This window comes from Phaeodactylibacter luteus, from assembly GCF_007993045.1.
Taxonomy (GTDB): domain Bacteria; phylum Bacteroidota; class Bacteroidia; order Chitinophagales; family Saprospiraceae; genus Phaeodactylibacter; species Phaeodactylibacter luteus.
On sequence record NZ_VOOR01000024.1, the window covers coordinates 21,509 to 42,832 of the forward strand.

General features: G+C 53.7%; 17 protein-coding genes. 12 read left to right on the forward strand and 5 right to left on the reverse strand.

The genetic code is table 11. The features are described 5' to 3' along the window. Positions 1-252 precede the first annotated feature (252 nt). Positions 253-2,652 (reverse strand): alpha-ketoacid dehydrogenase subunit alpha/beta, encoded by a 2,400-nt coding sequence (locus FRY97_RS12370; RefSeq protein WP_147167852.1) that lies wholly within the window; start codon positions 2,650-2,652, stop codon positions 253-255. 289 nt (positions 2,653-2,941) lie between these two features. Here FRY97_RS12370 and FRY97_RS12375 point away from each other — a divergent pair, with 289 nt between their 5' ends. From FRY97_RS12375 to FRY97_RS12385, 3 genes are all read left to right on the forward strand, one after another. Next, a complete protein-coding gene (locus FRY97_RS12375) occupies positions 2,942-3,415 on the forward strand; it encodes a DUF1573 domain-containing protein (protein WP_147167853.1) in 474 nt (157 codons plus the stop codon). A gap of 470 nt (positions 3,416-3,885) precedes the next feature. Continuing rightward, positions 3,886-4,653 (forward strand): peroxide stress protein YaaA, encoded by a 768-nt coding sequence (yaaA, locus tag FRY97_RS12380; protein WP_147167854.1) that lies wholly within the window; start codon positions 3,886-3,888, stop codon positions 4,651-4,653. Positions 4,654-5,282: 629 nt separating this feature from the next. Further along, entirely contained in the window at positions 5,283-5,969 is a 687-nt protein-coding gene (locus FRY97_RS12385; protein WP_147167855.1) for a Crp/Fnr family transcriptional regulator, read from the forward strand. A gap of 8 nt (positions 5,970-5,977) precedes the next feature. Here the strand turns inward: FRY97_RS12385 and FRY97_RS12390 are convergent, their stop codons facing one another. Together FRY97_RS12390 and FRY97_RS12395 are read right to left on the reverse strand one after the other, a co-directional pair. Next, a complete protein-coding gene (locus FRY97_RS12390) occupies positions 5,978-6,895 on the reverse strand; it encodes a ribonuclease Z (protein WP_147167856.1) in 918 nt (305 codons plus the stop codon). 288 nt (positions 6,896-7,183) lie between these two features. After that, positions 7,184-7,558, reverse strand: coding sequence for an STAS domain-containing protein (locus tag FRY97_RS12395; RefSeq protein ID WP_147167857.1), 375 nt, complete (start codon positions 7,556-7,558; stop codon positions 7,184-7,186). A 405-nt stretch (positions 7,559-7,963) separates the two neighbouring features. On the opposite strand from FRY97_RS12395, the gene FRY97_RS12400 reads away from it, so the two are divergent. The 6 genes from FRY97_RS12400 to FRY97_RS12425 all read left to right on the forward strand — a co-directional run bounded on the left by FRY97_RS12400 (position 7,964) and on the right by FRY97_RS12425 (position 14,595). Then, the gene (locus tag FRY97_RS12400; protein WP_147167858.1) at positions 7,964-10,516 is read left to right on the forward strand and encodes an ATP-dependent Clp protease ATP-binding subunit; all 2,553 of its coding nucleotides are present in this window, start codon (positions 7,964-7,966) and stop codon (positions 10,514-10,516) included. Between the two features lie 224 nt (positions 10,517-10,740). Further along, positions 10,741-11,346 (forward strand): translation initiation factor IF-3, encoded by a 606-nt coding sequence (gene infC / locus FRY97_RS12405; RefSeq protein ID WP_147167859.1) that lies wholly within the window; start codon positions 10,741-10,743, stop codon positions 11,344-11,346. 175 nt (positions 11,347-11,521) lie between these two features. Further along, entirely contained in the window at positions 11,522-11,716 is a 195-nt protein-coding gene (gene rpmI, locus FRY97_RS12410) for a 50S ribosomal protein L35 (protein ID WP_147167860.1), read from the forward strand. 170 nt (positions 11,717-11,886) lie between these two features. After that, positions 11,887-12,234 (forward strand): 50S ribosomal protein L20, encoded by a 348-nt coding sequence (gene rplT / locus FRY97_RS12415; protein ID WP_147167861.1) that lies wholly within the window; start codon positions 11,887-11,889, stop codon positions 12,232-12,234. A 95-nt stretch (positions 12,235-12,329) separates the two neighbouring features. After that, on the forward strand, positions 12,330-12,914 hold the full coding sequence (locus FRY97_RS12420) for a hypothetical protein (protein ID WP_211356863.1): 585 nt from the start codon (positions 12,330-12,332) through the stop codon (positions 12,912-12,914). 307 nt (positions 12,915-13,221) lie between these two features. Further along, on the forward strand, positions 13,222-14,595 hold the full coding sequence (locus FRY97_RS12425) for a cytochrome-c peroxidase (protein ID WP_147167862.1): 1,374 nt from the start codon (positions 13,222-13,224) through the stop codon (positions 14,593-14,595). 229 nt (positions 14,596-14,824) lie between these two features. Here the strand turns inward: FRY97_RS12425 and FRY97_RS23150 are convergent, their stop codons facing one another. Beyond that, positions 14,825-16,783 carry a S8 family serine peptidase gene (locus FRY97_RS23150; protein ID WP_147167863.1) on the reverse strand — a complete coding sequence of 653 codons (1,959 nt, stop codon included), beginning with the start codon at positions 16,781-16,783 and terminating at the stop codon, positions 14,825-14,827. A 160-nt stretch (positions 16,784-16,943) separates the two neighbouring features. Between FRY97_RS23150 and FRY97_RS12435 the strand changes: the two genes are divergently transcribed. Continuing rightward, complete coding sequence (locus FRY97_RS12435; RefSeq protein ID WP_170254621.1) at positions 16,944-17,402, forward strand: CAP domain-containing protein; 459 nt, start codon at positions 16,944-16,946, stop codon at positions 17,400-17,402. 576 nt (positions 17,403-17,978) lie between these two features. On the opposite strand, the gene FRY97_RS12440 is transcribed toward FRY97_RS12435, so the two are convergent. Continuing rightward, positions 17,979-18,932 (reverse strand): NAD(P)-dependent oxidoreductase, encoded by a 954-nt coding sequence (locus FRY97_RS12440; RefSeq protein WP_147167865.1) that lies wholly within the window; start codon positions 18,930-18,932, stop codon positions 17,979-17,981. A 135-nt stretch (positions 18,933-19,067) separates the two neighbouring features. Here FRY97_RS12440 and FRY97_RS12445 point away from each other — a divergent pair, with 135 nt between their 5' ends. Continuing rightward, the gene (locus tag FRY97_RS12445; RefSeq protein ID WP_147167866.1) at positions 19,068-20,219 is read left to right on the forward strand and encodes a lactonase family protein; all 1,152 of its coding nucleotides are present in this window, start codon (positions 19,068-19,070) and stop codon (positions 20,217-20,219) included. Positions 20,220-20,223: 4 nt separating this feature from the next. Next, positions 20,224-21,291, forward strand: a complete 1,068-nt coding sequence (locus FRY97_RS12450; RefSeq protein WP_147167867.1) for a hypothetical protein — start codon at positions 20,224-20,226, stop codon at positions 21,289-21,291. The last annotated feature ends 33 nt before the right edge of the window (positions 21,292-21,324 follow it).

Below are 21,324 nucleotides of genomic sequence, written 5' to 3' on the forward strand. Positions count from 1 at the left end.
TTAATATAGAGGGCTTCAGGCGGCTCCTCGGGCCTTCCGTTCTTTAGAGGCAGTGCATATCTCGTAGGCGTTTGGGTAGGCCCCAAGGCTTTTCCTTCTAAAAGCACTCAACAGGTCAGGCTATGTTATTCTTCCATTGCCAGGGCCTGCTTGATTTTTGTGAGATGGTTTTACAGCGGATGAGATGGCAGGATAAAAAAGGGGAGCTGCACTGTGCAGCTCCCCTTTTTGGGCAGTGGTGGAGGGTTGGTGCTACATAGGGTAGCGCCCCGGGGCCGCTTCGTGCATCAGCTGATAAATGGACTCGAAGACATCCTCCGGGCTGGGTTTGGTAAAGTAATCCCCATTAGAGCCGTAGGGCGGGCGGTGGGCTTTGGCCGTAAGCGTGAGAGGTGGCGAATCCAAGTAAGCATACCCGCCTTGCTCTTCAAGCACCTGCCGCATCATAAAGGCGGTGGCCCCGCCAGGGACATCTTCGTCCATAAATACGATCCGGTTGGTCTTTTTCAAAGACTCGGCAATGCTGTGCTCGAGGTCAAAAGGTAGCAAGGACTGCACATCAATGAGCTCTACGGATATGCCGATTGCTTTAAGCATGCGGGCACCTTCTTCTGCTATCCTGACGCAGGAGCCATAAGTCACCAAGGTCACATCTGTGCCTGCCTGTAGCACCTCAGGCACGCCTAATGGCAGCGTATAGCTGCTGAGGTTGTCCGGCAGCCGCTCTTTGAGTCGGTACCCGTTGAGGCATTCTACGACAAGGGCGGGATCGTCAGATTGAAGCAAGGTATTGTAGAACCCGGCGGCCTGCACCATATTGCGGGGCACTAGCACGTACATCCCTCTCAGGGCATTGAGGATCATGCCCATGGGAGAGCCCGCATGCCAGATGCCTTCCAAGCGGTGGCCTCTGGTGCGGATGATAGCCGGTGCCTTTTGCTGCCCGTTGCTTCGCCACCGCAAGGTGGCAAGGTCATCGGTCAGGGGCTCGAGGCCATAGATGAGGTAGTCGAGGTATTGGATTTCAGCGATAGGGCGCAGCCCGCGCATGGCCATGCCAATGGCTTGCCCCATGATGGTCCACTCCCGTATGCCGGTATCGAAAATGCGCTCCTTGCCGTATTTCTGTTGCAGCCCGGCAAAGCCTTGATTCACATCGCCGATGTGCCCTACGTCTTCGCCGAAAGCACAAAGCTCCGGGCAAGCCTGCATTTTGGCATCGAAAAAGGCATTCAGTATCTCATAGCCGTTTTTCAGTGGCGATTGCTCACTGTAGTTAGCGGGGGTCACAGGCACCCGCAGCGCAGCGCCTTCGGACTCGCTGTAAAGGTGCCGGTGGTACTGCTGCCCGGCATGGCTGTAAGTTTTTTTGATCCAAGCCTCTAGCGGTGCCAAGGCTGGGCTGCTGCTGCCGAGCAGCTGATGTTTCATGCGGCGCGCCAGCTGCAGGGCTTCCGCAGTTACGGGGTGCAAGAGGCGGTCGAGCTCCTGCTTCAGGGCGTCACAAGCGCCGCCATCTGCGGGCACTTGCGCGAATACGGCCTTGAGCTCGGCGACGGCTGTTTTGGCAGGGGCATTGACGGCCTTCCATGCCCGGTCGCGGGCCGCTTTGACTTCTGTTTTCGCTTTTTTGCGGATGGCTTTGGCCTCCTCCTGAGTGAGTATGCCTTCTTTGGCCATCCACTGCTCCATGAGCAAGATGCAGTCGTTGTCTTTTTCCCACTGCAGGCGCTCTTTGGATTTGTACCGCTCGTGGGAGCCCGAGGTGGAGTGGCCCTGAGGCTGAGTCACTTCGCGGATATGGAAAAGGGCAGGGCGGTGGGTCTTCCTCATCTGAGCAATCCCTTTGGTGTAAGCCTCCACGAGCTCCAGGTATTGCCCAGCTTTCAGTACATAAATATCAATGCCATTCTCGCCTTCGGAAGCCTGAAAGCCCTGCAGCGCTTTGGAAATGCTAGCCTTAGCTGTTTGGTACTCAATGGGCACAGAGATGCCGTAGCCGTCGTCCCATACAGAGATGGCCAAGGGCACCTGCTGCACAGCAGCAGCGTTGATGGTTTCCCAGAAGACCCCTTCGGATGTAGAGGCATCCCCTATGGTGCAGAATGCGACCTCCTGCCCATTGCGGGAGAAGGGGGCATCTTTGAGGAGGGCTGCGTTGGCCCGGTAATGTTTGGAGGCTAGTGCCAGCCCCAGGCCGCGTGCCATCTGCCCGGCAGTGCTGGAAATATCTGAGCTCACATTATAAGCTTCGGTATGGGGGAGCCATTGCCCGTCGGGGCCGATAGTGGGGGTCGCGAAGTGGCTGTTCATCTGCCGGCCACCGGAGAAAGGGTCGTTGTCGGGGTCGGCATAGAGCTGTGCGAAAAGGTCCTCTACCTTGGCGAGGCCTAGCGCAAGCATGAAAGTCTGGTCGCGATAATAGCCGCTGCGCCAATCGCCTTTTTGGAAGGCGCGGGCCATAGCTACTTGTGGCACTTCTTTGCCATCTCCGGTAATGCCAAATTTGGCTTTGCCGGTCAGCACTTCTTTACGGGCAAGCAGGCTGACCTCCCGGCTGATGCAGCAAATTTCAAAATCTTTGATAATTGATGCTCTGGAGAGCTCGCCCTCGGTCAGGGCAGACTCCTTCACAGTTGATGGATTCAGCATACATTTATCGGTTAATCTGGTTATTATTTGGTAGTATCCGCTCTTTTGCGAAATTTAATTTCAATGGGCTGAGGCTAGGGTTTGCCAATATACAAATAATTTGGCTTTGGATATCGTAAATAAGACAAAGTTCGGTTGGAATTGTTTGCTGGAAATAGCTAAAGCCGGCTGTCAAGCTGGATTAACATCTCATTAACCATATTGATGGGTGGCATGCTTTTTATTTGGAGGCAATCCTGTTATTTTTGTCGTATTCCAAAATTCATAAGATCAACAAAATAAACTCGTAATGAAAAAATTATTCTCCGTAGCCGCACTGATGGCTCTCTTCGTAGCTGTTGGCTTCAGCCAAAACGATGTATCCGCTGCACAGCAGGTCGCTGCTGAAGAAGCACAGGAAGGCCCACAGATGGTCTTCGAAGCTGAAACCGTAGACTATGGCACGATCGAGCAGGGGGCAGACCCTTACCGCGTGTTCAAGTTTACCAATACGGGCACTGAGCCGCTCATCATCACCAACGCCAAAGGCAGCTGCGGCTGCACTGTGCCTACTTTCCCAAAAGAGCCGATCGGCCCGGGCGAAGCTGGCGAGATCAAGGTGCGCTACGACACCAACCGCCTCGGCAAGTTCACCAAGCGCGTGACCCTGACCACTAACGCAGGCTCTGAGAAGCAGATGCTGACCATCAAGGGCGAGGTCGTGAAAAAGCCGGAAGAGCCTGCTGGCCTCCCTGCCAACGACAACGGCATGTTCAACAACTAACGAGCCTTAAACAGCAGCTGCTGTGCGCAGCCTGCTGCATATTCTCAAAGCCCCGCTGTGCCATATCTGGCGCAGCGGGGCTTTGTCGTCTCGCTTTTTCAACAGGGGCTTTCAGGCAAAAAAAAACCCTTACTTACGAGAAGTAAGGGCCTCTAACCCAAACAAATAAACACAAAAACTACTTTTTAAGATTATGCATCAAATATAAATGTAATTTCCATAAGTAGTGTAACGATCATGTGATTTTGTTACATTTTATGTTTTCTCATATTTGATTGAATATGGCTAAAATGCGCAGATGGGCTAGGGTTGAGCCCAGCTGAAGCAGACTGCTGGCCGCATCGATGTCACAATTCGGCACTTTTATGTGATTAGGTTGTAACTTGATTTTCGCCCTCCCCCCAACCGATGTGCTGCTTTTGTGTTGTTATACCCAAACGCCAAACCGCACTGTAAACTATAGATCGATTATGCTATTCCTAATCTCCCCAGCCAAGACGCTGGATTTCTCAGCAGCCGCTACAGACAAGCACACACAGCCCCGCTCCTTGGCTCACAGCCAGGGGCTCATTGACATCCTAAAGCAGAAGACAGAAGCTGAGCTGATGAAGCTGATGAAAATCAGTGAGGACCTTGCCACGGTAAACCGAGAGCGTTACCAAGATTTCGAGGCGCCCTTCGACCTGTCCAATGCTAAGCAAGCCCTTTTGGCCTTCAAAGGCGATGTGTACACAGGGCTGGGCGCAGATGATTTTTCTGCTGCCGAGCTGGATTATGCCCAGCGCCACCTTCGCATCCTCTCGGGGCTGTACGGCCTGCTGCGCCCCCTCGACCTGATGCAGCCCTACCGCCTGGAAATGGGCACCCGCCTGAAGACAGCCAAGGGGAAGAACCTTTACGAATACTGGGGCAGCAGCATTACCAACCTCATCAACGATGATTTGGCTAAAGAAGGGCACAAAGCGGTGGTCAACCTGGCTTCAAACGAGTATTTCTCTGCCGTACAGCCCAAAGAGCTGAAGGCGGAGCTCTACCAGGTCGCGTTTAAAGAATACCGAAATGGGGGCTACAAGATCATTGCCTTTTTTGCAAAAAAAGCGAGGGGCATGATGTGCCGGTATGCCGTGAAGAACAATATTGCCGAGCCAGAAGAGCTGAAAGGTTTTGATATGGACGGCTATGCCTTCAACGAAGGCCTTTCTGGCCCCCGGGAGTTTGTCTTTACCAGGGAGAGCTAGCGGCTAGCCCCTCAAGCGTCAGCAGGTTTTGGTGCTGGGCCTCCCGTTTTGGGCTGGGGTTCAGTTAAGGTGGCTCCGCTAGGGGCCTGCCCCTGCCTGAAGGCAGGTGCCGCTATGCTCCGGGGCTCGCTGTCCGCTCGGCCCTATCGGGCTTAAACCCCTCCGCAGCGCTAGGCCAATGCCAGCCTGAAGCCCGAAAAGCATGGGCGCATACGATAATCTGGGGTTACGCCCAAGGGCTTCTTCCTTCCTGCGCTATGTCCCTTTTCACTAGGCTAAGCTCCCCGGAAAAAGCCGGCGCGTGGTTGAAAGCAACATGTTTTTCCTGCCACACTGGCCCGGCACATCAGGTCTGTTATAGCCTTAGCCCCTGGTGTTTTTTAAGGTTCAATTTGTGATCTGTGACAGGATGCGGTGTACAAAGGGGGCAGATCGTGCTGTGGCTGATTCGCGCTAAATATAGATGCAAAAAAACTTTTTTGGGTAAATAATAGTTTTAAATGATTGTTAATCATGTAGTTGTGTTTATTTGATTTGGTTTTGCTGATAACAAACATAGGATTATGTACTAGAATGGCCAAGAGCGATGTAGCATATTTGCAACATCCAATAACCAAAACAGACCGGCCATGAATGACAAGAAAGGGTTTTCAAAAGACATACTGCAGCTATTCCCCCTGTTCAATGGGATTTCAGAAGATGACTTGGATTTCCTGTGCGCACGGATGGAAGAGCATAGCTTTGACCGTTTGCAGCCTATTTACTCTACCGGCGACCGCTCTGACCGCATTTTCCTGCTCAAAAAGGGGGTAGTGAAAATTGGGGGTTACGCCGATGATGGCAGGGAGGTGATCAAGCACGTTCTGCACCCGATCACGCTGATTGGGGAGCTGGCCCTTGCCGGAGAGCTGAAGCGGAAAGATTTTGCCTATGCCATCAAAGCCGGGACAGAAGCGCTCAGCATCCGGGTGGTCGATATGCAGCATTTGATGCGCAAAGACCACAGGCTGGCGATGCGGGTCTTGGAGTTTATCGGGATGCGGCTGCAGCATGTAGAGCAGCGTTTGGAGTCGTTGATCTTCAAAGATGCCAGAGAGCGGATTATCGCTTTCCTGAAGGATACCGCCCAGCGGCGGGGGCGCAAGGTAGGGTTTGAAACGCTCATCAAGCATACCCTTACGCAGCAGGATATCGCTAATATCACGGGCACTTCCCGTCAGACGGTCACCTCTGTCATGAACGACCTGCGGAAGTCCAATCTCATTTATTTCAACCGGCGCAGCATTCTGATCCGCGACATGAGCAAGCTGGCTTAATGCCTTGATCATTGGTAAAGAAGGGGGACGATCATCCCGTCTGCCCCCAAAAAGGTATTGGGGAAGACCGCGCAAGCTTCGTACAACAGCCGGTCTGGTGTTCTATACCTTGGGGAGTAATGCCCGATGACCAGTTGCCTGGCCCCTGCAAGAAGGGCGATCTGCGCAGCTTGGCTTGCTGTAGCGTGCATAGTTTTCCGGGCCTGTTCCTTGTGCCGCTCGCTAAAGGTGGCTTCATGGTATATCAGGTCGGTGCCGGCCAGCCATTCTGCTAAAGGCTCATGGTAGGCTGTGTCTGAGCAAAAAGCATAAGACCGCGGGCGTGGGGGAGGGGCAGTCAGTTCATCATTAGGTATGTAGCCATCCTCCGTGCTGTGGTAGCCTTGGCCGTTCTTGATGCCGGGGATGGCAGCAAAAGGGATGCGGTAACGCTCGATAGCCGATTTCAGCATGCGCCGCGGCTGTGGCTGTTCCCGGAACAAATACCCATAAGTAGGGACACGGTGCCTGAGCGGGAATGCAGTGATCTGCAGCAGCTGATCCTCATAGATGATAGATGGGGCAGAAGATTCTACGGGGTTAAAGTTGATGGCATAGGGGAAATGCTGGAATAGGTGTTGGAAAGCTTTTAAAAAATCGCCGACTGCCGGAGGGCCGTAAATGTCCACCGGCTTTTCGCGCGTGTTGAGCGCCCACGAGGAGAGCAGCCCGGGAAGCCCGAGGATGTGGTCCCCATGTTCGTGGCTGATGCAGATGGTTTGGATATGGCCAGGGCGCGCCTGTGATTGGTCCAGCTGCATTTGCAAGCCTTCTCCACAATCGATAAGGAACTGCTTATGATGCACTTGCAGCACTTGTTGGGTAGGGAAGCGGCCGTGGGCGGGCAATGCCCCATTAGTGCCGAGTAGCTGTAGTTCAAATTTCATAAGCGGGCAGAGGCTTGTGTAGGGGTAATCGCGGGCGGCCCAAATACCAACGGCGCACTAACTTCAAGGAGTTTTAGTGCGCCGTTGGTATGCCTAGGTGGGCCAATGCTTAGGCCGGTTTGGGTTTTGGCTTTCTAGGCGAGAACTTGCAGTTTTTGAGCTAGACAAGGCATGAAAACCGGAGTTTAGCCTAATAAGTTAAAGGAGGATTTTTGGAACGCGGAATATAATCAGGAAAATGCCCCGCTGTCTAACGGGATAGCCGGCTGCTAAAGTCCAGATAGGCGCTTAATCCTCGTCGTTGAGCTCTCGTTCAATATCTTCCATGAACACATAGTCAATGGCCTCGGAAACAGTAGGGACCAGCGTCAGGACAGAGTCCAGCCGGGATATTTCAATCAGCTTTTTGACTGCAGGCTGTTCTGCGCCAGAGAGGACGAACGAGCCCAGCTTCTTCCAAAGGCGGTCTGCTGTCAGAATGGCGCTCAAGCCTGACGAATCGACATACTTTACCTTGGAGAGGTCCATGATCAGATTTTTCACCCCTTTATCTGAAAGAAGGACCAGCTCAGATTTTACTTCAGGCGCAATAAGGGAGTTGAAATTCTCCTCTTCTACCGCGAAAACGGTGTACCGCTCTTCCGTCTTTATTTTGAATTCCATAGATGCGTTAATTACATTTTGGTTGTGGGCAGCTGCAAAAATATCAATTAAGCAGCACTAAACCTAACAGGGTTCAACAAAATCAATTCACTACTGAATTACGAGACCTTAAACACAATAGAATGTTTTAGTGTTTGAATGACGTCAACCAAAATAACAAGCGCTGCCCAAAGCTGGCCGCCCGACAAAGTTGCAGGCGTTAAGGGTTTGGCACTGTTTTTTCAGGGTATCAGAAGTGAGGCCTCATCGCTGAAGCCCCCCGCGCCAGCCCGGCCGCCAACTTTCCGTCAAGGTACTGTTAAGTCGCTTTTACGGTGAAACTAAAGCCAGCCAGCCTTTGTATTTTTGATTATTAGCTTTAATATTGTTTTGTAACCCACCGCAACAGCAAGAGAAAAGAAAACTATGAATAATAAACGTTTCTCTCCAAAAGTAAAGCAGGTCATTTCCCGCAGCCGCGATGCGGCCATCCGCTTGGGGCATGACTTCATCGGCACAGAACATCTGTTGATCGGCATCATGTCGGAGCAAGGGAGCTTGGCTGTGCGGGTTTTGGAGTCTTTAGATGTGAACCCGGCAGAGCTCCAGCAAAATGTGGAGGAGTCGGTACAGCGTATCCCATCGGGCCAAACTGCCCTGAACGTGGGCAACCTGCCTTTGAACAGGCATGCAGAACGGGTCCTCAAAGTAACTTTCCTCGAAGCTAAAATGCTCAAAAGCGAGGAGATTAGCCCGGAGCACCTGCTGCTGTCTATCTTGAAGCACAAGGACAACCCTGCTTCCAAAATCCTGAACCAGTTTGATGTCGATTACGACATCTACAAGGCAGAGCTCGAGTACGTGCGGCAGGAGCAGGATTTTACCCGCCCCAACGAGCCTTATGCGCAGTCGCCCTCCGATCAGGATGACCCCTACGAAGAGGAAGATCAGGGCAGTGGCCGCTATCAACAGCGCAAAGGGGGCACTAAATCCAGGACTCCTGTCCTTGACAATTTTGGCCGGGATATCACCAAGCTTGCTGAAGAGGATAAACTCGACCCTATCATCGGCCGTGAAAATGAGATTGAGCGCGTCTCTCAAATCCTTAGCCGCCGCAAAAAGAACAATCCTATCCTCATAGGTGAGCCTGGCGTGGGCAAAACTGCGATCGTGGAAGGCCTGGCCCTCAGGATCATCCAAAAGAAAGTGAGCCGTACCCTTTTCAATAAGCGCATCGTAATGCTCGATCTTGCTGCTCTCGTAGCCGGCACTAAGTACCGCGGGCAGTTCGAAGAGCGCATGAAAGCGATTATGAACGAGCTGGAGAAGTCGCGCGACGTTATCCTGTTCATCGATGAGATTCACACCATTGTCGGCGCGGGCGGTGCTACGGGCTCCCTCGATGCTAGCAATATTTTTAAGCCTGCTCTCGCTCGGGGCGAACTACAGTGTATCGGTGCCTCTACGTTAGACGAGTACCGTCAGCACATCGAAAAGGACGGGGCGCTCGACCGCCGCTTCCAAAAGGTGATCGTCGATCCGCCCACGGCAGAAGAAGCGGTGAACATCCTGCAGAATATCCGCCCAAAGTACGAAGAGTTCCACAATGTCAACTATTCTGACGAGGCGGTGCAAGCTTGTGTCAAGCTCAGTGACCGCTATATCAGCGACCGCTTCTTGCCAGACAAGGCTATTGATGTACTCGATGAAGTCGGCGCTCGGGTCCACCTGAAAAATATTCACGTCCCTGAGCACATAGAAGAGCTCGAGCAGAAAATCGAGGAGCTCAAAGAACAGAAGAACCAAGCGGTCAAAAACCAACAGTACGAAAAAGCTGCCGACCTGCGAGACAAAGAGTCTAAGTTGGTCCGTCAGCTGGAGTTCGCCAAAATCCAATGGGAAGAAGAGGTGAAGACCAAGCGCTACCCCGTCGAAGAAGAGGATATCGCTGAGGTGGTCTCCATGATGACGGGAATACCGGTGAAGCGGGTGGCGCAAAGCGAAAGCCGTAAGCTGGTAGGGATGGATAAAGACCTGCAGGGCGTAATCATCGGGCAAGATAATGCCATTAAGAAGATTACCCGTGCTATTCAGCGCAACCGGGTGGGGCTGAAAGACCCTACCAAACCAATCGGCTCCTTCATCTTCCTTGGGCCTACCGGTGTGGGCAAGACGGAGCTAGCCAAATCCCTGGCCCGCTATATCTTCGACTCCGATGATGCGCTCATCCGTATAGATATGAGCGAGTATATGGAGAAGTTCTCCGTGAGCCGCCTCATCGGCGCGCCTCCGGGATACGTAGGGTACGAAGAGGGCGGGCAGCTCACAGAAAAAGTGCGCAGGAAACCTTACTCTGTAATCCTGCTCGATGAAATCGAGAAGGCCCACCCTGATGTGTACAACATCTTGCTGCAAGTGCTCGACGACGGACAGCTGACCGATGGCCTCGGCCGCAAAGTAGATTTCAAGAACTCCCTGATTATCATGACATCAAACGTAGGTGTCAGACAGCTCAAGGATTTCGGGCAGGGTGTTGGTTTTGCTACGCAGGCTCGTACACAGGCTGCCGATGACAATGCCAAAGGGGTGATCCAAAATGCATTGAAGCGCACGTTCTCCCCTGAGTTCTTGAACCGGGTAGATGATGTGGTCATTTTCAATAGCTTGGATCAGGACGATATATTCCGCATTATCGACATCACCCTCAAAGACCTGCACAAACGCCTCGACAACATGGGCTATAAGCTCAGCTTGTCTGATGACGCTAAAAAGTTTGTGGCAGAAAAAGGCTATGACCCACAGTTTGGCGCACGGCCGCTGCACCGGGCCATCCAAAAGTATATCGAAGACCCGCTTGCAGAGTTCATCCTCAACGAAAACCTGAGCGAAGGCGCTTCGCTCGAGGCTGTCCTTAATGAGGATGGGCAAAGCCTGAGCATTGCCTTGAGCAAAGAGGTGAATACTGATGTGAACGAGTAGGGCTGCCGATAAAGCGGCCTTCTAGCCAACATAAAGGCACCGTCAGCTGCTAGGGCTGGCGGTGCCTCTTTTTGGATTTGGGCATTGTCTCGCTCAAATATCGGGAAGGCCGAACTTTTTATTGGCTTTTTTCCTTAAATTGGTAGGGACATTCGTCATCTTTACCGCTTCAAAACAGGTGGCATCGCCTGTCTCTATTATTTTTTAATTAAACCGACATTCTATTGGCAAAGAGATTTGGAAGAAGAAAAGGGAACTTCAACGACCGCAGCAATCAAAAACCGGAATACCGCGTCAACGAGCATATCCGAGTACCTGAAGTCCGCTTGGTAGGGGATAACCTAGAAGATATCAGCACGGCTATTGGGCAAACCCTTGAGCCCGGTACAGTCTACCCAACACGGACCGCTAGAGATTGGGCTCGCAAAGCAGAGCTGGACCTCGTTGAAATTTCTCCTAATGCTAAACCCCCCGTAGTCAAAATTATTGATTTCAATAAGTTCCTCTACGAGAAAAAGAAGAAGGAAAAAGAGATCAAAGCTAAGGCTGCCAAAACTGTTGTAAAGGAAATCCGCTTCGGTCCTAATACGGATGACCACGACTTCGAATTCAAGTTGCGGCATGCGAAAGGGTTCTTAGAAGACGGGGCAAAAGTTAAGGCGTATGTCCACTTTCGTGGGCGCACCATCGTCTTCAAAGAACGGGGAGAACTGCTCCTGCTCAAATTTATCAAAGAGCTTGAAGAGTACGGCGCTGCTGAGGCACTGCCTAAAATGGAAGGCCGCCGTATGATCGTCATGATCTCTCCGAAGAAAAAGAAAAAAAACTAGGCCGCCCACTGTACCGGCGCTAAGCGCCCTCAACAGGCAATAAGCCCCTTTTGTGTGAAAAACCCCAAGGGGCAAGCTTTTTTTATTTCCGCTCTATGCCTAGATTTCTATCAGAAAAGCATACATTTGCACTCCGGTTTCCGGAAAATCATTTTTTCGACTTAAAGCAATTACCATGCCTAAGATGAAAACGCACTCCAGTGCCAAGAAACGTTTCAAAGTGACTGGCTCTGGAAAAGTAAAGCGCTTCCAGGCAAAAACTTCGCACATGATGCGCAACAAAAGCAAAAAGGCGAAGCTTCGCCTTCGTGACGCTGTTGTCGTGCATGAGCACAACGAAGACCGCGTAAAGCGGATGCTCTGTAAGTAAGAGCCTGCCTGGATTTTGGCCTTCTAGGTAAAAACGTGCAGTTTGCAGCCCAGTTGCTAAAGTCCAAATAGGCTCTAAATGAATCCATTTAATTTTTTAACGAGAGTGCAGGATGAAAGCGATGCCCCGAATCTGGGCCGGCACCTCTGCACTGTACTAAAAAATGTATTATGCCTCGTTCAGTCAATGCCGTAGCATCTCGCAAGCGGCGCAAGAAAATCTTGAAAATGGCCAGTGGGTACTGGGGTGCCCGCAGCAAGGTCTACACGGTTGCGAAAAACGCAGTAGAAAAAGGCCTCAATTACGCCTACCGTGACCGCAAAGCCAAAAAACGTGCTTTCCGCCGCTTGTGGATCGCTCGTATCAACGCCGAAGCGCGTCAGCACGGGATGTCTTATTCCCGCCTGATCCATCAGCTGTCTGAAAACAACGTCGACTTGAACCGTAAAGTCTTGGCAGACCTGGCCATGAACAACCCGGAAACCTTCAAGGCTGTTGTCGAGTCGGTGAAAAAATAATTGCCCGGCCCAAGCCGTTGCAATACAGATACGAAAGGGAAGCTGCTCAGCAGCTTCCCTTTTCAATTGGTGTACGTGTTAAATTTTTGCAATCGATGAAGTTGTCGCCCGGTTATCCCTTACTGCTGGCTCTTGCCCTCTTTTCCTGTAGCCAAGATCAAGAACAACAGGAAGCTAAAGCCTCAACGAGCGCTGCAGCGGATACGCTACAGCGCACTACTGACACGTTAGCTGTAGCCTCGCCGCTTCTAGAGCTAGATACTGCACGTTATCAATTCCAAGACGGAGCTATCCTGATCAACTGGAAAACACTGGCAGATGTAACTTTTGAAGAGGAGTACAGCGAAGAGGTCCAAGCTTACGTGCCTTATCCGGATTTTGGCGCCTCCGTACAGGCCCTGTCTGGGCAAGAGGTCATCATCGAAGGCTACGTCATCCCTTTGGAAGAGACCGGAGATGAGACTATCCTGGTCCTCAGTGCGCAGCCTTACAAGGCTTGTTTTTTTTGCGGCGGCGCTGGCCCAGAAACCGTCATGGACATCAAGCTCAAACCGGGTGAGCCCAAACGCTATACGACCGATGACCGCGTAGCTTTCCGCGGCCGCCTCCGCCTCAATGATTCTGATCTGTACTATCTCAATTATATCCTGGAAATGGCCGTGCCTACAAAAATCAGATAGGCCTGGGTTTGCAGATAGCAAATTTTGCTATCTTTCGGTTACCAAACGAAAATGCACAATTACTCCGCTTTCCTTGCAGCAGCCCATTAGTGTCGCTGCCCCCCTTTGCAAAAATGATAAACTGCCACACATGCTTTCCCTGGCCTTGTCGCCGTCCAGGGAAAAAGGTGGTGTGGCTCAAACCGCCTTTCCCGAAAGGGTAAGGAAGTTGAAAAAGCAGTGATCTGTACCCGTTGCAATAGTGGTTTCGGGGCATTGATTGCCCTTACTGTTGTACGGTATCTGAATGACGAATATCTCTTAGCTTATGGAACTCAATACTAACCGCTGCCGTTACGGCCTTGTATGCTTGTTTTTGCTTGCGCTATCCGCTTGTCAGCAAGACGAGCCGGCTCCCAGCACGGAAGGGGATACCTTGGATGCAGAGCTGGAATCCCTATTGACAGATGTTTCGATTACTGGCAACCTTAATTTCTTCCGCTTGCCAGATGCAGACGACTACCTTCAGATCCCGCAAGACCCTTCCAACCGGCTTACCGATGAAAAAGTGGCCCTGGGCCAGTTGCTCTATCATGAGCCGGCCATTGGCCGCAATGCCAGGGAAGGGCATGGCATGGGTACCTACTCTTGCGCTTCTTGCCACTTTGCATCCGCCGGTTTTCAAGCCGGGCGGCATCAGGGCATAGGAGAGGGCGGGGCAGGGTTTGGTGCCAACGGCGAGTCTAGGGGCCGCAGAATGGACTACAACATCCTGAATATAGATGTACAGCCTATCCGGAGCCCAACCACCCTGAATGTGGCTTACCAGATTTCCATGCTCTGGAACGGGCAGTTCGGCGCGCGCGGGCCCAATATCGGCACTGAGTATGCCTGGTCAGCTGGAACGCCCAAGGCGGTCAACCACCTCGGCTTCCATGGAGTAGAAACCCAAGCCATAGCCGGGCTCTCGGTTCATCGGCAGTTGGAAGATACCTCCGATGTGTCCGATCTTCCAGGCTACAAGCCGCTATTTGATGCAGCTTTCCCAGAAGTGCCCGAGCAGGAGCGCTACAATAGGGTACAAGCCGGGCTGGCGATCGCAGCCTATGAGCGTACCTTGCTGGCCAACCAAGCACCATTTCAACGGTGGCTGGCTGGAGAAAGAGATGCCATGAGCGCGCTGGAAAAAGAGGGGGCGCTGCTTTTCTTCGGTAAAGCAGGCTGCGTAAGCTGCCATACAGGGCCGGCCCTAAATACCATGGAGTTCCATGCCTTGGGCATGGGCGATCTGGACGACTGCCCGGAGGAAGTGTTCCTCAAGCCGATCAATGCACCTGAAGACTTAGGGCGTGGCGGTTTCACCAACCGCCCAGAAGATATGTATAAATTCAAGGTGCCTCAATTGTACAACCTGAAGGACTCCCCCTTCTACGGCCACGGGGGCACCTTCCGCAACCTCAGGGAGGTGGTCGCCTATAAAAATGCAGGAGTGCCTCAAAATGAGGATGTGCCGCCTGCCCAGCTATCGGATGAATTTATCCCCTTAGGGCTCACGGAAGATGAAGTCCTGGCCATTACCGCATTCCTCGAGCAGTCGCTTTATGACCCCAGCCTGCACCGCTACGAGCCAGAGTCCTTGCCGTCTAACCTCTGTTTTCCCAACAATGATGCACAATCTCAGGAAGATTTGGGCTGTAATTGAGCACAACAGCATGCATTGCCCCTGCACGATGTGAGGGGGCCTACCCCTGCCCAACGGCAGGGGTCGCTATGCTCCGGGGCTCGCTGTCCGCTCGGCCCTATCGGGCTAATACCCCTTCGCAGCGCTAGTCCTGCGCCGCCATCCAAGCTGAAAGCTGGCAGCGTTTTAGATTATGCACGTATCGAAAGCGCGCTGTGCCCCATGCTAAGCATCGGCACAGTGCGTACTGTTATAATAAGCGCCACCACCCCTCCTTAGCTGCAGTGGCCGCTGCAGTATCCTGGCGGTCGAGGATGTCCCCATCTGGGCTCCGTAGGGTTATCTGCCCATTTCCCGTTAGGAGCAAGGCTTGGGCCAGCCTCACCCTCACGGTTTGCCCCGGGCTGAGTTCGAAAGCGCCGAGCTGATCCTTTCCAGCCGGAGTCTCTATCCGGTACCCTTTAAGGTTGATGGCATTGGGGGAACGGTTGAACAACAGGATGCGGCTGCTTTCTGCTTGGTAGGCAAGGATAGCAAGGCCGTTGGCCGGCTCTTGTTGCGGCAGCCCCTGCAGGGCCGTCTCTACAGCTCGTTGCGCATTGACCTTGCCATGGCCAAACCAAAAGGATTTGCCATGCTCTTGGTAGCTTCCACCTCGAATGCCTGTGGCAGGGTCTGTAGAGGCATCAACGATTTTATCGGCAGTTGCAGTGAGTATGCTGCGTACAGCCAAGGCGGTAAGGTCAGGATTAGCTGATTTAACCAGCGCAGCCGCCCCGGCTGCCAGCGGGCAGGCGCTGGAAGTGCCGCCAAAGTAGCCGGTATATCGGCTACCGGGAGAAAACCCCAGCCCCTCCGCCTCGTTATCGGTAGTCCAGATAGAACGCCCGGGCCAGCGCTCCTGAGGGTTGAGCGGGTTCCAGTTGTCGCTCGGGGCACAAAGCGTGATTTCTTTGCCCCAATTGGAGTACCCGGCTTTTTGGTTTAGGCTAGTAGATGCGGCAACCGTTACCGTATCGGGGTGTGCGGCGTAGCCGTTTAAAATCGCTCCCCGAGTCTCTTTCCTGCCGGTTTCCGCATGGTGCCACCAAAAGGAAGTATTGCCCGGGTCAGCGACCGGCGCATTGTAGTTGCCGGCGGCAAAAAAGATAAGGCACCCTTTGCCATCTGGGCCACCGCTTCGGGCAAGCCGGCTTACCTGTTCGGAGAGCAGGCTGGGAAGGGGGGCATAAACCGGTACCGGCCCCCAGCTGCAGGAGAGGATGTGCGCCCGCCGGCCTGCAAATTCGAATATCTCGTAAAGGGTGTCATCATCGGCAGTCAGAGGGAAGCGTACCGGGAGGAAGCTGCAGCCCGGAGCAGCCCCTACCACCCCTGTACCGTTCTCCTCTGCCAAGGCCACACCCGCACATGGCGTCCCATGGAAGTCGCCATTGAGGGATTCGGGGGCCGGGGTGCTGTCACCAGCGGTGAAATCCCGGCCCGGCACGATTTTCCCCGCCCCAGACAGGTCTGGGTGGGAAAGGTCGAAGCCGTCGTCGATGATGCCAATGGTAATCTGCCGGCTGCCTTTGGCCATCCTCCAAGCCCCGGAAGCGTTGATGCCTGCCTTCGGCGCTAGGTCAAGCCCTTCTCCGTACTGCAGATGCCACTGTTGGGGGAACATCGGGTCGGAAGGGGGCTGCTGAGCCTCAAAGCGGTTGACAAGGTTGGGCTCTGCTCTTGCTACGAGGGCGTCATCCATCATGCGGCAGGAAACTTTGAGGGGGTTGGCACCGGCGGCAGACAGCACTTGCACCAGGCATTGCTCATAAGCTTTATCGTAGGCCTTGATGAACCGCAGCCCGAGTTTGCGCAGTAAGGCCTCGCGTTGGGCAAGGCTGTGGTGAGGGTGGAACTGTACGGTCAGCTGATCGGTCAGGTAATACCGGGTGGCCTCATCTCCTGCCAGGCAATAAGCGTGGTGGCAGACCGCCGGGTGGCGGGCATTGCTGCGCAGGAAGCCCATAGAGGCCTCCAGCTGACCGGGCGCAGCTTCTATCTTGTACACATTCCGGAATAGGGGCTTTATGCTCGCTGACTGCAGTGGGCCTTCTGCAAATAAGGCCTTTCGGGTATGGCTCTCAGGAGCGATGACGGTAAAGACCCGGGCTTCGTGGCCGATTTTTATTTTCTCTTTTCCTCGGTACAGATAATAGGAGAGGGCCATGCTCAGTTATTTATGGAAATGAATTTTACAAAGGGAGAGAGCGGTGGTGCATATTGGCCCAATGCCTTTGCCCCCCAGCTTTAGGGGAGCAGTAGGCCGGCAAATCTGCTTGGGTTGCCCCGCCCATTTTCCGATTTTGATCGCCTCAAGTTACAAAACCATGTGGATTGCACTTTTAATGGCAGGGTGGTTCTTTCAAACGGGCACTGCCTCTGCCCCCGGGCACGAAATCCTAGGGCTGGTCAATGAAGCCAGAAAATCGGGCTGCCGTTGTGGCAAAGAGCGCATGCCGCCCGTTGAGCCTTTGCAGTGGGATGCCCAACTCGCCCGGTCTGCAGCGCTGCACGCCCGGGACATGTATGCCCAAGGCTACTTCAGCCATACCAGCAAAGATGGGCGCCGTATTGGCGACCGGGCCACCGCCGCTGGTTTTCGATGGCGTGCCATAGGGGAGAACCTAGGCTATGGTTACGCTACTGCTGAGCAGGTGGTGAAAGGCTGGAAGGGTAGCCCCGGCCACTGCAAAAACCTGATGAGCCCCAAATTTACCCGTATGGGGGCAGCAAGCCAAGGGAGCTACTGGGTGCAGGTGCTGGGCCGCCCAAGCCCGGGGGGGTAGCAAATGGGATGGCCTGAACGCTTGTCTAGCGCGGTTTCGTTATGAAAATTGAGTAAATATGCCAGGTTCGAAAAGCACCGGTTTGCGATAGGAACGAGGCCGCAGTATGTTCTAGGAATACTGGATGATGGTACGTTCTGCCGGTGCCAAGGCTATTGCCCTTATGCAGGTTTCCGCTTGTCCAGATGAAGGCTTACAATGGGGCGTGAACCAAAATGTCGCAGGCGTTTATGCTTTTCGAGCTCTAGGCTGGCAGCGGCCTAGCGCTGCGAAGGGGTATAAGAGCTTTTTGGGGTTTTACACTTTGGGCTGCTCTTGCCAAATTTTGTCCTGCTCTTCGTTGTTCTTCGGTCACGTAGCTAAGGCTATGTTCCTTCAGAACGCCTCGATCAGGACAAAATTTGGCTACGTTCGCTCCAAAAGCAAAATCCCAAAAAGCTCGAAGCCCGTTAGGGCCGAGCGGGCAGCGAGCCCCGAAGCATAGCGGCACCTGCCCTCAGGCAGGGGCAGGCCCCTATCCTTGCGGAGGGGGCAGGCTCCAAGCAGGCCCAAAGAACGACAATCTGGTTTGCGCCCTTACAATGGGAATGCTGCTGCAATTTTGCGGAGCAGCACCTGTGCGTGTGCTTCCATCACTTCATGGGAGTGCCCCCCGGTATGCGGGGTCATCAGCACAAAAGGGCTCTGTCGGAGGTATTGGAAAGGCTCAGGCAGTGCGTTCAAGTCTAGTTCGTTGAAGGCTTGCTCCTCGTATTCTAGGACATCGAGCCCTGCGCCCATTACCTGGCCCGCTTTCATGGCGTCCGCTAGGGCAGCAGTATCCAAGACTAGCCCCCGAGCGGCATTGATAAGGAAAAAAGGCTTTTGGAAGCCTTGGAAGAACGCTTCCCCTGCGAAATAATGGTTGGAGGCATCGTAGGGGATGTGCAGGGTCACAACGTCTGCTTCTTCCTGAAGCTGCTCCAAGCTGACTTCGGCTGCGAGGCGGCCGCCAAACCCTTTTTTGTATTTATCGTAAGCCAATACCCGGCAGCCGAAGCTGGAGAGGCGGGCGGCCACTGCTGTCCCGATATTCCCAAACCCGATAATGCCCACAGTCCGGTGGCGGAGCTCATAGCCGAGGTTGCGCTTGCGGTCCCAAATGCCATTTCTGATTTCGCGGTCGGCTTTCCCGATATGGTTCAATAAGCCCAATATCATGCCGATGACCTGTTCTGCGACAGTGTCCCGGCTCCCTTCTGGCGAATTGAGAATGCGCACCCCTGCTTCAGCCGCCGCGTTGAGGTCGATATGCTCCAGCCCTATCCCCATGCGTGCGATGAAGCGGAGCTGCGGGCAATGGCTGAGGAAAGGCTGGCTTACGTTGAACCGGCTGCGCATGATGATGCCGAAGGCCTGGGCGAGCTCCGGCATCAGGCTTTCCAAAGGCTGTTGATAGGCTTCCGTAATAGAAAACCCCAATTTTTGGGCGCCAGTAAGGAAGCTGTGGTGAGGCCGGTCTACGAAAAGGAGGTTGGGGCGGCGAGGCATATCGGCAGAGTTGGAGCTGGCGCACAGGCCAGAGAATTTTAGAAAATTGATTAGCTTGTTGGCAAAACTACCAAGCTTTGGTTGATTCGCTGTCAACCGGGGCCCGGTTTTTCATCAAACAGAAACCAAGCACTTATGACAAAATCCCTGATGGCTATGGGCTCCCTCCTGCTGATGTATGGCTGCGGCCAGCCTGATGTTTCAGAGCAGCCCCCGCCCCGGCCTGGCAAGGCTGTGATTTTTGCCGGCACCTACACCAAAGCTGAGCCTCATGTAGATGGGCAGGCGCAGGGCATTTACACGCTGCTTGCTGCCCCGGATGGCGCACTTCAGCCTCAGGATACGGCTACTGGCATTATCAACCCTTCCTACCTCGCGGTAGGAGAGAAGAAGAAAGTGCTGATTGCGGTAAGCGAGACAGGGGGAGATGTGGACACCACAGGCTACGTTTATGCCTACCGGATTGGCCCCGGCGGCGCATTGGAGCTCCTCAACCGGCAGCCTTCTTATGGGTTTGCACCTTGCTATGTTGCCCTTTCGGCGGATGAAGCATTTGCGGGCGTCGTGAATTATGCTGGGGCCACTGCCGTGCTCTACCCGTTGGGCGAAGACGGCAGCCTGGGCCCTGCAGCTCAGGTCTTGGAGCTGGAAGGCAACGGGCCACATCCTGAGCAAGACAGCCCACATGCCCATTCTCTGCACCCGGCTCCCGACGGCCCCTTCTGGTATTTGGCAGATAAGGGCAGCGACAAAGTATTGGCCTACCGTTTGGAGGGCGGGCAATTGCTGCCGGCCGAGCAAGCGTTTGTCAAGCTGCCCCCCGGCGCTGGCCCCCGGCACATGGCTTTCGGGCCGGGCCGGCTGTATGTAGTCAATGAGCTGAGCAGCACCGTCACAGTTTTTGCGCGGGACAGCCTCAGCGGGGAGCTGTCCGCTTTGCAGGATATTGAGGCCCTTCCCGAAGGGTATGATGGCTTTAATGCTTGTGCAGACATCCACCTCAGCCCAGACGGGCGCTACCTCTATGCCAGCAATAGAGGGCACAACTCTCTGGCCATTTATGAAGTGGGCACAGCCGGCCTCAAGCTGCTGGGCTTTCAGCCTACAGGCGGCGATTTCCCCCGAAGCTTTCTCATCAGCCCAGATGGCAGCGGTGTCTGGGTGGCCAATCAGAACGCTGGGGGGATCCACTACCTGGAGCGCCACGCAGAGACCGGCCTGCTTACGCCAAAAGGGAGCTTCAGCTGTACGACCCCTGTTTGTTTGAAATACTATCAACCCCAGTAAAGTTATGAAAGGCAATGTACCCTCCCGGAAAAAGGAGCCGATACCCGTCAGAAAGCCACTGCTCAACTACCTCAAACGGCACAACCGGTCTACTCAGCTGCCCCTGCAGTACGAAGACCTGCTGCGCTACGAATCATCCGTGCCCCTTATTGATCAGAGCGGGCAGGATACACTCTGGGAAACGGTCTATTATTCCCAATCCGATTACAAGGAGGTCAATGAAGCCATGAAGCGGATTTATGCCCTGCTCAAAACAGATGGCGATGTGGAAGTGCTCGACCACCTCACCGTGGCCCGGATCGATTTTTGCACCTTCGGCAATACCAAGCCTTTCCGGGTCCGCATCATCAACCGGCTCAATGACAACTACGACCATTTTTACATCAAGAAGGCAGATGCCTCCCGCATTTACGGGCTGGAGCTGGAGGACCTGCTTTCCCCCAATAGGGTGACTTACCTGCTTCAGGACAAAACACTCATCGAAGAGCATGTGGCGGGCATACCGGGCGATGACTTTATGAAACGGAACCTGGAGGATACCCCCTTCAATCAGATCCGCATCGCTAAGGAGTTCATCAAGTTCAATGAGCGCTGTTTCGTCCGCCTGCTTGGCGATATGCGGGCTTACAACTACGTCATCGATATCACACCGGATATAGAGGGCTCGCAGTTCCGTATGAGGGCCATTGATTTTGATCAGCAGTCGTTCGAGGGGCGCAAAAGCTTTTACCTGCCACAGTATTTTAAGGAGAACAACCCCATTATTTTCCTAGGCATGGGGCATATGGCACCGGAGACGGTCAAGCAGTATCAGCTGGAGGAGCGAAGCATGATCGCAGCCCGGGTCAAAGCTTCAAAAGAGCAGTTTACAGAGCTGATGGACGTTATGGTGGATGATGAGCTCTCTACGCCCGGAAAGACCTTGCAGCTGGCCGAAGAACTGGCTTACCATCATAAGAACAACCGGTTTTTGGACTGCCGGACGATGGGGGAGCTGGTACTCACCAATATTCAGCTGCTGCTCGAAAAAGATTTCAAGCAGAGCATCCTGAGCTTTCAGGGAGGGGGCTAAAAAAACCTCCCTCCTTTGTCAACCAATGGAGAG